Here is a 15437-nt window from a genome sequence, read left to right on the forward strand (position 1 = left end):
CATGCTCGGTTGGCCGGTATCGCACGATACTGTAACGGTGACGGAGCGAAACTCGAATACCCGCCGATGGCCTTCATTCCTTCGGATGGGCACTGGGTAAAGATCAGGCTCGCGGGAGCGCACGCATGAACCGTCGATACTTTCTGCAGATGATTGGCAGCCTGATCGTTGCGGCACAACCATCCAGGCCGGCATTCGCGCGCACGGACGATGATCCCGAGGACATCTACGCCAGATTGAAAAGCTCAGCCGAATTGCACTTTTCAATGTGTGGCGGGACCCTCTCCATCGCCTTGGACGGCGATTCCGGGCCGCTCGACCAGCACCGTGTGGAAGCCTGGGTCCGGCGCAGCGCAGCCGCCGTCTCCACCTATTTTGGCCGCTTTCCCGTCGAGCAGTGGGGCTTGCTCGTTACGCGCACGGAAGGCTCGCATATCGGCCCTGCCACTACCTGGGGCTATCCAGGTTCGATAACGCGCCTCAGCGTAGGACGCGATGTCAGCGATGAAGCCTTGCGCGACGACTGGGTGATGGTGCACGAAATGATCCATCTGGCGCTCCCGCGCGTCCCCCTGAGCAGCGAATGGTTCATGGAAGGCAACGCCACCTATGTCGAACCGATTGCCCGTGCCCAGTTGGGACAGATCCCTCCCCAGGAAGTCTGGCGATGGGCTGTCGATGCCATGCCCAAAGGACAACCCCAACAGGGCGACGAAGGACTCGATCATACGCACACCTGGGCAAGAACCTACTGGGGCGGCGCTATGTACTGGCTGCTCGCCGAAATAGCCATCTACAAGCACAGCAACGGCAAATATTCCTTGCAGGACGCGTTGCGCGCCATCAACCGTGCAAGCGGAGGCAACACGGCCTACTGGAGCGTGGCTCAGACTGCCCGAGTGGGCGACACCGCGGTGAAAAGCGACGTGCTCGCGTCCCTATACGATCAGCTCAAGGATCGCGCTGTCAGCGTCGATCTTGATGGCATGCTGCGGCAGCTGGGAATATCCGAAGAAGCAAGCGTGATTCGCTTTGACGATCGCGCACCGCTGGCGGAACTTCGCCGGTCCATCACATCCTTGAGAAACCCGAATGGGTCTTCAACGAAAGCATGTATGGATGAAAACCTCGGTAAAAAGCCCATACATCGGGATAAACCCTGAGTTATATCCAAGTTTTTTTGGCTTGCATCTCGGAAAATCGGCGTTAAAGGCATGCTATTTCAGAGCGCATCGTCATTCCGGCGAAGGCCGGAATCCAGTTCAAATACGTCGTGCGAAGCACTCAACTTTAAAAAGCCGGCGGCAGTCCAGTAATGCGATCGAATCAGGAAAAAAAGCAGCGCACTTCGCTCCTCTTTTCACTCCTGATTTTAATCGTCGATCTATATACCAAGCCGTACACGCAAACCGACCATCCCCTACATCATCATTCAAGCAAGTTTGTTAGCGTATGCCTGTCACCCATGCCATCGGCAATCGCCTCGCATGAGTGACCCTTGCAGCAATGCTAGGAAAAGCGCGGATCGTGAGAGTTGGCGCTCCCACGACCCGCTAAACCACAAACAACTTGGGAGAGTTGATCATGGTCTCCAGACATAGTACGTCACGTTCGCACCCTTCTGAACCCTTCTGGCTTGGTGAGCCGCCACGGCGCCCCCAAGACCCACAAAGAAGCGAGCGATATACCTACCTGATGAAGCTCGCCGGCACCAGCCTGGCCATTCACGTCATTCAAAACCTGCTGAGGAATAGCGAAGCCTTCAGCCGTGCAAAAGCCGCCGACAGGCTGCCCGCACCCGGCCAATGGCCACTCTCCTCTAGCCAAGTCGATGGCCTTTATGCAGCTTTGTATGTGCTCCGTCGCCATGGCGATAACATGCTGATGGCCGAGCAAGACAGGTAGTTCACCTGCGTACGCATGTCTCTAGTGCGACACATCAGCAGGAGGATGATGTGTCGCAGAGAGGTATTAGGGGTATCCATGATTGATGGGCCGCCACTTCTACCCAAGTCTTTCGATGCTCGTAGGAGCGTCCGCTATAAGCATCCTCGCCGCAGAGGAAGGCTCGGCGCACGCAGCGCGAAACGCAGTGAAAGAAGCCGCCAGACGCTGGATCGACGATTTGATGGCGGGGATACGTCATGGCCCCACACTACTCCCCGCCGTGAGCCGCCCATATCAGTCATTGGCGCACATGCTCGTCGGCGGCGGAGCATTTCATGGGTGTCCCAGCCCCCCCCTAAATCCCCCTTTTCGGAAAAACCGTCAAATATGATGGAACTGATCTTGCCCCTGAGTCACGGACACTCCGTTAAGCGACAATATGCCAACCTTCGGATTTTTTTGTATAGAAAAAGACAAGTCACCCCCATACGGCATTTTTTGGCAGCCTTTCATTAATAAAATCAGCTACTTTTTGGTAGTCACCAAAACAACCAAGATAGATCAAAACTCTTGAATTTCCTCCGAAGAGCTTATAAGCAAGTTGCTTATACGACACTCTCTCGACAGATTGCCATTTGAGATTGGTTGTCGCCAAAAAACGACCTCTCTCAAAAAAAACTATTTGTTCAACACCATCAGCAGAGAATCGAGTAGAAGCGACGCGTATCATGTACGGCACTAACAGGCACGAAAGAAGTACCAAACCAGCAATAATTACAATTACCAGATAACGACCCTGCGCATCTTGGCCAGGGATAGTGGTGGCCAGCCATATGGTCATGGCAGTCGACACCACCGCCATGGCGAGAATGAAGTATTTCGCAAAGGCGTTAATTTTTGGAATGCTATCTATTTCCATTTCTCTGACCTTACTTAGAACAACCACAGTCCGAATCCGATCCATCTGCAGGATTGGGAGAACTTGATGCCTCCCCGCCTCCAAAACCTCTAGCCAAAGAGCTAAGACCAGTGTTGGCACGAATCGCTGCGGCGTCATTGCTGGCATCGACCATCTCAGTGCTTGCAGCACTTCCCGCGTATCCCCAAGGGGTCGGGATGTCAACTGCGCCTCCGATGGCACCACCAATCAGGCCACTTCCCAACGCGACAAAAATGGCGCCAAGAACGTTCGACATATCAAAACTTTCCGGGCAACTTATCACTCAAAAAAGCAATGACGCTCTTATAGTCGTTAAACCAGACAAAACCAATTACAACCTTATCCACTCCACCATACAAAGACAGAGTCATTCCTTTGTGTGTCACACGCTCAACGTCCACCCACTTCAACGCAATCCTTTTTCGAAAGACACCTTTCAATAAAAATGAAGTCTGCTCCACACCATCCGAAGATAACTTTATCGATAGAGATGACATTACTGGCAGAGCCAGAACGGCCGTTCCAAGTAGCGTACCCAGGAACGTCACCTCAGGCCCATACAAATCTGCCCCAGCCTTTCCCATATAGAAAACCAAGATGACGAGCGAAGATACGATCGGAATTAACCCGACAATCGCCATGAATGATTTTACATACATACCTATCGCTGGTATAGCAATGCTTGTCATACTTCGTCTCACTTCTCTTTTTTACATCCAAAGTTGGAAAGAATGTCAGTGAAATCGGGGCGTTTGACGCAAGCCCACTGCCCGCACCTCTAGCCGATTTGCCAGCCGCCGTATTTGCACGATACGCGGCCGCTTCATTACTTGCGTCCGGCAACCGGGACACTCACTATTTATCTCGATTTGAACGACAAACGCAATGACCCGGCAAGCCAATAGCGCTAGGCCTGCTTACACGAATAGATGCATCTCGCCCGTTGCCGATCCTTCCGATTACCGAAAGCGGGTTAGAGGAGCACATGCCCGTTACCATCGGCGCACGTGCACCGCTTTCTCCATCAGCCGCCCCCATATACAGGCCGCCTTGCGCTTCCCGCCCCTTTCAACCAGCACTGCCCCAAGGCTCTCGCCTTTGCGATCAAGGATTCTACCGTCCCCACCGCGCGCCAGTAACGACTCTCGATACCCAACATTTGTGTCTGCCACTGCCGCCCGTGCAAGCCAAGCTGCGCCAGTACCGATTGCACTGCCGGCGCAATCGACCCACGCTTACCCTCTCGCACCACGCGGCCGCTCCAGTCGACCAACTCCAGGTAATCGAGCGTTCGCAACGAAAGCGCCGGGGCTAGCAACATACCCGCTAGTGGGCGCAATGCTTCGCCCAGCGAAGCCGTTCTTGTCTCTGCGCCCTGCAAACGATGGCAAATCGACGTGTGCTCCGAGGCGGCGTGCACCCGTCCTCGCGATTGGCCTGGCGGGCAATCGGCTCGTTTAGACAACGCATGAACCATGACAGATCGCCCAGGCGACGACGTAGCTCCATCATTCGCTCCGGATCGCCTTGCAGACGCTGTGCCTTTTCCTGGCATAGCCGCTCATCAGGCGACTCGTCGACGCACACTGGAAATACCCGAACCCACCGTTCAGCCACTTCTTCATCCGACCAGTCCTTGGCCGCCTGCGGGTCCACATAGAGAACGACGTGTACGTGGTTGCTCATGACGGCATAGGCGTAAAGCCCGACCGCGAAGCAGTCCGCCAAGGCCAGCAATCGCTCTTCTACCCACGTCTTTCGATGCTCGTAGGAGCGTCCGCTATAAGCATCCTCACCACAGAGGAAGGCTCGGCGCACGCAGCGCGAAACGCAGTGAAAGAAGCCGCCAGACGCTGGATCGACGATTTGATGGCGGGGGTACGTCATGGCCCCACGCTACTCCCCGCCGTGAGCCGCCCATATCAGTCATTGGCGCACATGCTCGTCGGCGACGGAGCATTTCATGGGTGTCCCAGATCCCTCCAGATCCCTCGATTTTTCCAATGGCCCGATTGGACTATCCTTTTTTGCGAATTGCAGCCTTGCTACCAGCCTTATGCGATTTGCTGCCGCGCTCTTCTAAAATGTCAAGACCAAGTCTTGCATAAGGGGCAGAATGCCTGTCTTTAGAAAGAGATTTGAGGGCATTCAATGCATCGCGCGCACCTGAAGAGTTGCCTAAAGCATAAGCAACGGAAGCCCTAACTTTCTTACTCTTGTCGTCTTTGAGAGCGATCAATCTTACTTCCGCCACCTTGGGCATCTTCTCATACGAAAGATGTCCTATGCCGGCTGCGGCTGCAGCCCTCACGTCTTCATCATCATCTGATAGCAGCTCGATTAAATAAGGATAGCTATCCTTTCTCCTTGGCATAGTAGGTGTACCGAGCTGCCCAAGCACAAACGCTGATATCTCTCTCACATATGCGCTTTTGCTGGAAATCAATGGAATTATTTTCTCAAGGATCGCGTCGACATCCGGCCGAGCATGTAACTCGCGAGCCGCAGCTGTACGGACTATCGCAGACTTATCTTGAGCAGCACCAACCAGAGCTTGCGAACTCCAATGCTTAAGACCGTCTGCGACAAGTAGCCGCAGAAGCGAGTCGGATGCATCTAGATTGTCTATCATTGCAAATTTTCCAAAATGATTTCTGAGTTACCTACCCAATTTACCTTCCCGCCCTGCTTCTTCTACAACCCCAAGCCTTTTCAGTAGCTTTTACTTGATCAGGCCTGTATCTATTCTTATTGTGCGATTGCGTCGCCGCCACCGGCCGCAATTGCGCCGATCGCCCCAGTAATTAGTGGCAAGAATTGTCCGGTCGGATCATTGAAATCCAATGGATCGCTGCCGGCATAACCGTAGAATGTGAGCTGTCCGCCAAGAAACCCGACCGAACGCCCGACCGCAAGACGTTCAGATCAGCCAATGGCTCGCGCGATCGTCGGCGAATGGCCATTTGATGGATGTCCCGGATCTCGATGCCGGATCTCCGGATCTCCCGCCCACGTTACCCGGCATACCAGCGCAGGGTGAAACAGCGTGCGTTTGGAAGGCGGGGACGTAGAGCGCTTACGATTATACGATCACAAATCAGCGCGAAATTTTGTGGAGATAAAGCCCAGTCACCACGATGCTCCACTTTGGAGTAATGCAATGACTTGGAGTTCAATGCTTCTGAACAAACTCTCTTCTTTTAATATAAATATGCATTTTTTCTTACCCACAACAAAAGATCACTATCATAATTTTTAACATTATCCTCCAAAACTTTCTCAACCCTCTCCAAACATGACGATTCCGCCAAAATTAAGCCTATTAGAGCCGATCTTTTACACGCCAAATTATCAATTCGCAGACAATAATCCATAACATCAATTATCGCCTCATCTATCTCATGACATCGCCTATCAAACACTAAAATCAAAGGAAATATAGCCCACCACCTCAAACAAATGGATTCATATGTGGAACCAACTTCAACAAGCCCACCCTTACACTTTGAGCTAAAAAGCCCAGAAAATACGTTCTTCATTGCCTCAATGGTGCCAACTTCCTCTCTTACATCCTCATAGGTCGCATAGCTAAATGTCGACCACCAACATATAGCTGGATCAAGCAAATATTGAAGGCCGCGCGATACTGAATGTTCCGAGAATCTAGACGACACTAGATCAATTTCGGCAAAAATTTTTTTTGCATAGACCACATGATTTAGATCACTCAAAAGGATGTCATTTCCTTTTCCATCCCCCTCAAGGCCCTCTTCATCAAATAAGCCCTCAAATACGAAGTAAACAAATTCATCGTAACTCATGGTCTTCATCACAAGCCTCGTCATTTACAATTGCACCAACGCTTAACTGCATTTTGTGCATTCGCTATTTGATTATTTATATCATTATACAGTTGAGGGTCATGTGCCGCATCCACTCCTTGGTACCATTTATCAGTAAAAGCTTGTCGTGCGGCCTTACACCTCAAAGCTTTGCTTAGCTCCCACTTTGCACGTTCGCACGGGTCATTCAATCCGTTGGGCGCTTTTTCGTTACAGATACGTTTATATTCTCGATAGTTAGCTCTGTATTCAATGGAATCAATTGCACCATCGATTGCAGCCCCTATCAATGTACCGATAAAAGTACCAGCTGCAGCCGCATCTCCGAGCGGGTCTTCAGGCCCTCCCCCCATAGCATCAACGGCGGCTGCGCGAGCAATTGCGTTCGCAAGCGCACTACCTGCTGCAGGCGCAAGAAGCAAACCCGATGGATCGTTATAACTTATCGGGTTTCCACCCACATAGGCATAGAAACTCAGCTGCCCACCTGCAAACGCAGTTGGATCTTCCCCGATAAATCCACCCATGACAGGGCTGTAATAACGCGCCCGGTAGTAGTAAAGCCCCGATGCGTCAGTTTCACGTCCTGAATACTGGTATGGATTTGTAAACCCCGTCGTCGTATCAGACAGTACGGCATTTCCGTATGGGTCATAGCTGTATTGCTCTCTGATCGCTCCCGTTGGATCGGTCAAGGCAATAGTGCTGTTCAACAAGTCCGTCAGGTAATATGCACGCCCCGTCACGTCGTTCCGAGCAAAACGCTCATCAGCAGCCAGGCCCGCCAAGATTGGGTTGATAGTGTTGCCTTGTGTTTCTTGCACGATGTTACTGCCATCGTATAGGAACTGTGTCGCGACACCCTGCACACTCTTGCTAATACGCCGCCCCATGGCATCGTAACTAAAACTCAACTGGACGGTGCCATTCTGACTTACCTGTGCCAGCTGGTTACGCGCGTCCCACGTGTATGTATTAGTGCCATCAAAAACCAGGTTGCCATTGGCGTCATAGCGCAACGCCGCACCATTAAAGCTGGTCTCTCGATCATTGAGGTCGAATGTCGCCGGCTGCGCGGTCGATCTCGGCATTGTGTCCGTAGCAAAGCTGCCTCCCTTACTAGCGATTCGTCCGTCAGTATCATAGGCATAGGTCAGGTTTCCCAACGTGCTGCCGTTGCGTTGGGTATAGCCAAGTCCAGTCACCTCGCTGGCAGCGTCATAGCCATAGTTCACTACGATGCCATTGGGTAGCGTCACTGTGGCGCGCCTGTGATCAGCATCGTAAACCAACTGCACCGTTTCACCACCTTGGGTGATGCCAGTCACATGGTTAGCGTTGTCATAAGTATAGTTAACCGTGGCTTGCGATGCGGGCGTCATACTAGTGCGCCGACCTGCCGCATCATATATGTAACTAACGCCCGCCCCCGGTGTAGCCGCGGTTGTCACGCGATCTAGGCCGTCATAGCTCCAATTCAGTGTGCCCGAAACCGAATCAACCAAACTGATCAGGCGATTGCCGGCATCATAAGCGGCCTGGATGCCGGAACCGTCGGAATAAGACACCAGGCTTTTTCGATTGAGCGCGTCGAAACTAACATCGGTGACCTGCCCCTTTCGGTCGATATGGCTGAGCACGTTGCTCATACCATCATACGTCCACGATTCGCTCTGATTCATTGCATCGCTATGAGTGATCATGCGATCACGAGTATCGTAGGCGTAGTTAATGGCCCCTGTATTTGGCAAGATCACTTTCAGTAGATTGCCATTTTCGTCATAACTCAACGTGATGGTTTGGTTGAGTCCATTCGTAGCTGAGACGATATGGTCATTGGTGTCGTATTGGGTCAACGTGACATTACCAAGCGGATCGCGCGTAGCGATGCGCCTGCCCAACGTATCTACCACGTAGTTGACAGTTCGATTCAGAGGATCTGTGACACTTTGCAGATCGTAACCCTGATAAGCAAACTGCGTCGTGTTACCCAACGCGTCTTGCAACGCGGTTGGCTGTCCAGCACTGTTGTACTGGATCGTGGTCTTATTGCCCAACGCGTCAATGATCTGAGTCAGACAACCATTGGTGTAGCTGAAGCTAGTAGTGTGACCAAGTGGATCTGTCACAGAGGCTAGCTGATTATAGTCGCTAATATAGGTAAAGCTGGTGGTGACCGCGTTAGAAGTGCCGGACAACCGCGTAGCGCTCAACAAATTGCCCACCTCATCATAGGTGTAGGAAGTGGTTCGACCCAGGGCATCAGTTTGTGAATCGACAATTCCTGAAGGTTCACGGACATAAGTCGTGGTTTGTGCCAATGGCGTACCATAGGCGCGGGTATCGCTGCTCGGATAGCCACTTACCGAATCGAAGGCCACTTGTTCCTTATTTCCATTCGGATCGGTTACGGTGGTTGCTGTGACGCTATTATTACTGTCCGTGGCGTAGGTAAACTGATAGGACGAATTATCCGCATACATCTGTTTAATCACGCGGTTACTGGCATCGTATTGGTTAGTTACCGTCACGTTGCCACGCCTGTCCTGCATCGTTAAGAGATGGTGACTAGAGTCGTAAGTGTACTGTTCGGCAGTCTGATCAGGATAAATAACCTTGGCCAAAGTACCTGCACTATCGTAGCTGTAACTGATTGCGCGACCGCTGTTGTCTATTGCACCGACGATCCGGTTACTACTGTCGTAATTTAGCGTAATGCTACGACCACTTGGCGACACCATCTGATCTAACAGTCCACCGTTATAGTTAAATAGAGTCTGGTTGCCGAAGCGGTCTTGAATCCACTCGAGGGAATTAGGTGCGTGCCGGGCAAACGCATATTGCGTCCCGTCCTTCTTTGTTAGGAGCCAATGCGCTCCTATGGGCGTGTTATCAAACAAGAACTGAAGCGTGGCGCCATAAAAAGCAGAATCAGTACCGCTATGCAACCACATTGTTCCCGCAGGGAATGGCCAAGTCGCGGAACCACTGACTAAATTGAAAACGACTCCTTCCCCGCAACTCATGACTAATGTCATGCTGTTCCAGTTGCCCGTACCGTTGTAAAGGTACATTCCAGCATTAGTGTTACCCCCGATACCGAAGGCGTGTGCATTGCTATCAGCGGAGTCATAACCGCGGGTTAATGCCAGCGGTAGCACATCATCTATGGCCAAATCGCTCCACTGGTGAGTAAAAATGCCCGTCTGCAGATCGATAGGATCTGCCGCAGTCACATTGCCGCACTTGTTAGCAGTAGGCCCATTGGAAGTGTTGATCGATGCACCGGCCCCCAAGGCCATCGTAAAGCCCACCCCAGGATCAGGGGCCAGATGCTTGCTATCGGCGGTGACGTGACCGGCACCGTACATCTGCCAGCCCGTGTCCGCGTTGTAGGCCCAGAAGTCACCGGCCGTATTCGGCTTGGCGTGGCCGTAATTGGGATACACCACGCGAATGCCCTTGGCCGCCTCCGGCGTCAGCCCTTGCACCACCGCGTCGCCCGGCTGGATGGTGAAGTACATCGGGAAGTTGTCGGGCAGCGGAAACGGCGCGTGATCGACCGGCGTGGGGACCAAGGCGATATGCGTCAGCACATGGCCATCGTGGTCTTTGAACACGGCACCGGCCGGGATGTGCAACGCCAGTCCCGGCATGTCCGGATGGGTGAGCACCACTTCACGCGTCGTCGGGGTCGGCAAGGCGATCTCGTCGCGCGGCAGGATGCGTGGCAGGTACATCACGAACGGCATGTGGCTGATGGCTTTCGCCTTGACAGTCGCGCCCACCACAAAGCGGCCGTACGTCACGTCGCCATGACTGGCCGAGCCGCCGTCCACGAACATGTCTTGATGCCCGGCAGCAAGGTCTTTCAACACGAACACGCCTTGCGCGTCCGTCTTGACCTGCTGGCCGCCGATGCTGATCGCCACGTTGGCCACCGGCGTTTCGTCGATTTGACGCACCTGGCCGATCAGCGCTGCCGTGTCTTTGGGTAGCGCGGCCTCCAGCACGTGCGTGTCGGGCAGGTGTTGGTAGGTGGTGTACAGGCGCCAATGGGCGCCCGTGGCATCCGGAGCATTGTTCTTGCCGGGATAGAACGCGCCATCACGAACCATGCCCTGGGCGCGGCACAGTTGATCGCCTGCACAATCGGCCTGACCACCGCCCGCCATCACGTACAGTGGCGGCTGAGCGGGTGCCGAAGCAGCTTCCGTGGTCGACACTGGACGCGTGCCCGGCCCTGCCAGTACCACGCCGCTCTCGTCATGGCTGGCCGTGGTAAAGCCCACCGCGGTGTACGGCACCGCCGCACCCGCTGCGGTGTGCAAGCCTTTTACGAACAGCGTGTAACGCGAACCCGGGTAGAGATCATCCGGCAGCTGCACGAAGGCCAGGCGACCGCCTTCGGCGCCCACGACTTTGGCCGCCACCGTGCCTTCGGGGCCCAGCAAGGTCACCGCGCGGTCGTTGAGTTGGCGCAGGTCGACGGGCGCGGCAAAGCGAACCACCAGCGGGCCATGAATTGAGGCGGACGAGTTGTCCTTGCCAGGCAAGGTTGCTGCGATGAGCGGCACCGGCCTGACGGATGAAGCCACAACATCATTCAAGCGAGATCGGATGGGATCGTATTGCCATGCTTCGTGCCGCGACAGGCCGTGTTTATCCACGCCGCCCTCCATCACGACCGTGCCGTCACCTTGGAGGATGGCATTCGCCTCCATCCGCGGCGACAAGCTTTCGCTGAGCACGGTGGATTGGTGTGTTTGCGGTTGCCACACGACGGCGCTGGTCGCAGGGGTGCCATCCGCAGACCACCCCCCGGTCATCAATACGCGGCCATCCGTCAGCACGGTCAGCGTATGGCCGGCACGGGCTGGTAAGCCCAAGGAACCCGTGCGCGCGAAATGGTGCGTGGAGGGATTTAACCATTCGCCATGGTCGAGTACGCGGCCTTGGGCGTCGATACCGCCCCAGAGCAGCACTTCACCGCCCGGCATGACGGTCACCGAGGCAAACCGACGCACTTCCGGCAGCAAAACCGCTTGGCGCTGATTCCTGTCGATCAAATAGGCCAGGCTTTGTGCGCCATGAACTTCCAGGACGCGACCATCCGGCAACAAAGTACGACTGACTTCAGCGGACATCGGCAACGCATATCTATGCCCGACACTGCTGATGTATTCAGGTGTAGCAGGTGGTGGCAGCACCAAGCCCATTGCGCTGAGTGCCACCAGGACGACCAAACTTGCCGCCGTTGCCCCATTCCTATTTGTCCGCATCGCTTTCATAGCCTGTTCCTGAGAGCACCGCTGCGCAGTCCATGTGGTTCAGCGCAACCACGGTCGTTCAATTTGTTATTGCGGCGCCAAGGTCATTTGCGCGCTCGCCGGCATGCCTGAGGTGGAAATGACCGCCGTATACGTGCCGGTCGCCGGCAAGTTGGTCAGACTGAGCGTGCCGTTGCCGGTGAACGATCCGCTCAGCAACGCGTTCGTCGTGAGGATCGTGCCACCCGGTTGATACACCGCAATCGCCACCGCTTGGCCCGACGGGTTCGTAGTGCTTACGTTGGCTATGCTCAACGCCAAGTTGCTGCCGGCGTTGGCGGCGAAAGTCATACGCTCAACCTGGCCCAGGCCCAGCGTTACCGTCGCGGGTGTATTCAGGCTCAAGGAAGAACCGATCGTATCCGCCTGTAATGTGACATTGAAACTGGTCAACGCGCTGCCCGAATTCGGCGGCGACACTACCAACGTATACGTGCCTTGCGCCAAATTCCACAGTGGGAGGCGGCAGGTTGATTGGGTAGTACTTTGCGCAGAGGTGTAGCACTGTCCACTGGCCACGGTAGTGCCGTTCGTGGCAGTTATGCTCACGGCTACCGGCCATGCCCAACTGCCATTAATGCTGATGTTGCTCAGCGTCAACTCCAGGTTGTCTCCTGCACTGGCCGCGAAGTTGATGTCTGCGTTCTGTCCTACCTGATAACCGCCGTATGTGTTCGCCTGTCCGTTCGGCGTGATAGCCTGCTGGACCAACGTCAACTGTGCCGCTCCTGCCTCACCGCCCGTACTGATGACTACCGTATAGGTGCCGGTCGCGGGCAGATTCGGCAAATTGAGCGCGGCATTGCCGGTAAACGCCACGGTTTGAAGTGAGTTGGTCGTGAGTATCGTGCCACCTGGCTGGTACACGGCGACAGTCACGGGCTGGCCTGAAGGGTTCGTGGTGCTTATGTTGGCGACATTCAATGCAAGATTGTCGCCAGCGTTAGCGGCAAAAGTTACGCGCTGAACCTGGCCCATGCCCAGCGTCAACGTTGCTGGCGTGTTCAAGCTCAGCTGCGCGCCGATTGAGTCTGCCTGCAACGTGGCATTGAAGCTGGTCAACGCGCTGCCTGAATTTGGCGGCGACACCACGATCGAATACGTGCCTTGCGCCAGGTTCCACAGCGGGAAGCGACAGGTCGATTGGGTGGTACTCTCAGCTGGCGTATAGCACTGCCCACTGGCCACGTTGGTGCCGTTCGAGCCGAACACGTTCACACTCACCGGCCACGCCCAGCTTCCGTTGATGCTGATGTTGCTTAGCGTCAGCTCCAGGTTGTCACCGGCATTGGCCGTGAAGTTTAAGCCTGCGTTCTGCCCCGCCTGATAACCGCTATACGTGCTTGCCTGCCCGTTCGTCGTAATGGTCTGTTGAGCTAGCGTCAACTGTGCTGCACCTGGCTCACCACCGGTGGTAATGACCAACGTATAGGTGCCGCTTGCCGGCAGGTTTGTCAGGTTGAACGTGCCATTACCTGTGAACGCCTCGGTCTGCAACGCGTTGGTCGTGAGGATCGTGCCGCCCGGTTGGTACACCGCGATCGCCACCGGCTGACCCGACGGGTTAGTGGTACTTACATTGGCGACGCTCAACGCCAAATTGTCACCCGCGTTGGCGACGAAAGTCATACGCTCGACCTGGCCCAAACCCAGCGTCACCGTAGCAGGCGTATGCAAGGTCAGGGGCGGGCTGACCGTATCTGCCTGCAGCACGGCATTGAAGCTGGCTACCGAGCTACCCGAATTCGGGGGCGACACTACCAACGTGTACGTGCCTTGCACCAAGTTCCACAGGGGGAAGCGGCAGGTCGATTGGGCAGCACTCTCCGCAGGGGTATAGCACTGCCCGCTAGCCACGCTGGTGCCATTCGGGGCAGTCACGCTCACACTCACCGGCCAAGCCCAACTGCCATTGATGCTGATATTGCTCAGTGTCAGCTCCAGGTTATCGCCTGCGTTCGCTGCAAAGGTGATGGTGTCACTTTGACCCGCAGGGAGACCTCCTTGCAACACGGCCTGGCCATTGGTAGGCAGCGCATTTCCAGGCCCCAGATGCAGTTGGACCGTACTTGTGACACCACTATCCGCACCGACAACGACTTGATACGTGCCCGCACTGGTGACGGGCACAGCGATGATGCCCGAATTCGATACCGAGCCGCTGAGAACGCTCTGTTGAGCGGTGTTATAGATGTTGTAACTGACGCTTTTGCCAGCAGGATTCGTGGAAGTGCTGTCAATGAAGATCGTTAGCGCCTGGTTGGCCGCGGCCTGAAATATCAATCGTTTGCTCTGGCCGGGCACGACAGTTGCCACGGTTGCCTCGGTATTGAGAACCAGTGGTGCGTTGCTTACCGCGTTCATGGTGAGCTGGGCGCCACCGCCCACCGGCTGGATAATCACAAGATAAGGTGTACCAGCTACCAGGTAGGGTAGGTGTATCGATGGCGACGAGGATGAAATCGCGCCTTGCTGCACAAGGCTATTGCCAGGCGCGTAAACCATGTAATTGATGGAGCTTGCAGATGCACTGATACCGCTTGCCTGCAGGCTTACCCAGCCACTTGAGGGCGCAGTGAAAATCACCGCCCCAAATTGACTGGCAGTGGCGATGTTGAGATTGACGCCATTGCCATCGATAGCTGCGTAGCCACTGCCAGCCATGTTGAAAGCACTGAAAGTGCCGGGCAACACGGCTACAGGCAGTGGGCTGATGCCCGAGCCATAGGGAGTGCTTGCCTTGACATAACCGGTAGTGCCGCTATTTGGCACGACGTATTGCAATTGCGAATTCGAGGCTGCAGAAAGCGAGGGGATCGCGCTTCCGCCCATGTCCACAACCGTTATGCCACTCGCTACGGGTTGAAGGCGAGTTCCTGTCACCGTAACCGTGTTACCTACTGAAACAACAAGCGGACTAACCTGCGTGATAGTCGGCGCGCTGGTGTCATCGACGACGAACGGCGTTGCCGTAGTGGCGGTTTGGCTTCCCGCTGAAATACTGATAGGCCCAGTCGAGGCATTGCTCGGAACTGTGGCGATGAGTTGCGTAGCTGAAGCCGTAAGCACCGATGCCACAGCGCCGTTGAAACTCACCGTATCATTGGCTGCGTTGCTGTCGAACCCCTGCCCTTGAATGGTGACCTGCGTCCCCGCCGCACCATGGGTCGGTGTGAAGGTGAAGGTGTCGAGCTGCCCAGCCGGGAGCGGCGCACCTATCTGGCTGACATGCCCTAATGCGTCGTAGCTATATTGAGCGCTAGTGCCATTGTTCGCGGTAACCGCGACGACACGACCCTGGGCGTCGTAGACGTAGCTCGTGGACTGCGCGTGAATTACGCCACACGCAAATAACAATAAGCTGCAGAGCAGCCCTACGAGACTTTGAGGAAAAGCCCGGCCGACGGCACATCCGCCGTTTTCTTGCAATTCCATACA

At 54.9% G+C, this 15437-nt stretch carries 9 protein-coding genes; 2 read left to right on the forward strand and 7 right to left on the reverse strand.

Features of this window, described 5'->3' with window-relative positions:
- Positions 1–125 precede the first annotated feature (125 nt).
- The gene (locus EKH80_RS06980; protein ID WP_126684009.1) at positions 126–1163 is read left to right on the forward strand and encodes a hypothetical protein; all 1038 of its coding nucleotides are present in this window, start codon (positions 126–128) and stop codon (positions 1161–1163) included.
- A gap of 532 nt (positions 1164–1695) precedes the next feature.
- Entirely contained in the window at positions 1696–1905 is a 210-nt protein-coding gene (locus EKH80_RS06985; protein ID WP_126684010.1) for a hypothetical protein, read from the forward strand.
- A gap of 460 nt (positions 1906–2365) precedes the next feature.
- On the opposite strand, the gene EKH80_RS06990 is transcribed toward EKH80_RS06985, so the two are convergent.
- The 7 genes from EKH80_RS06990 to EKH80_RS07020 all read right to left on the reverse strand — a co-directional run bounded on the left by EKH80_RS06990 (position 2366) and on the right by EKH80_RS07020 (position 15434).
- Complete coding sequence (locus tag EKH80_RS06990) at positions 2366–2977, reverse strand: hypothetical protein (RefSeq protein ID WP_126684011.1); 612 nt, start codon at positions 2975–2977, stop codon at positions 2366–2368.
- A gap of 107 nt (positions 2978–3084) precedes the next feature.
- Positions 3085–3516, reverse strand: coding sequence for a hypothetical protein (locus EKH80_RS06995; RefSeq protein WP_126684012.1), 432 nt, complete (start codon positions 3514–3516; stop codon positions 3085–3087).
- A 637-nt stretch (positions 3517–4153) separates the two neighbouring features.
- On the reverse strand, positions 4154–4714 hold the full coding sequence (locus EKH80_RS07000; protein ID WP_126684013.1) for a hypothetical protein: 561 nt from the start codon (positions 4712–4714) through the stop codon (positions 4154–4156).
- Between the two features lie 130 nt (positions 4715–4844).
- Positions 4845–5459 (reverse strand): HEAT repeat domain-containing protein, encoded by a 615-nt coding sequence (locus tag EKH80_RS07005; RefSeq protein WP_126684014.1) that lies wholly within the window; start codon positions 5457–5459, stop codon positions 4845–4847.
- Positions 5460–6027: 568 nt separating this feature from the next.
- Positions 6028–6657 carry a hypothetical protein gene (locus EKH80_RS07010; protein ID WP_126684015.1) on the reverse strand — a complete coding sequence of 210 codons (630 nt, stop codon included), beginning with the start codon at positions 6655–6657 and terminating at the stop codon, positions 6028–6030.
- Positions 6658–6668: 11 nt separating this feature from the next.
- The gene (locus EKH80_RS07015; RefSeq protein WP_230473474.1) at positions 6669–11960 is read right to left on the reverse strand and encodes an RHS repeat-associated core domain-containing protein; all 5292 of its coding nucleotides are present in this window, start codon (positions 11958–11960) and stop codon (positions 6669–6671) included.
- Positions 11961–12026: 66 nt separating this feature from the next.
- Positions 12027–15434 carry a pre-peptidase C-terminal domain-containing protein gene (locus EKH80_RS07020; protein WP_126684016.1) on the reverse strand — a complete coding sequence of 1136 codons (3408 nt, stop codon included), beginning with the start codon at positions 15432–15434 and terminating at the stop codon, positions 12027–12029.
- Positions 15435–15437: the final 3 nt, after the last annotated feature.

Origin of the sequence: Dyella choica (assembly GCF_003977665.1) — a bacterium.
GTDB classification, from domain to species: Bacteria; Pseudomonadota; Gammaproteobacteria; order Xanthomonadales; family Rhodanobacteraceae; genus Dyella_B; species Dyella_B choica.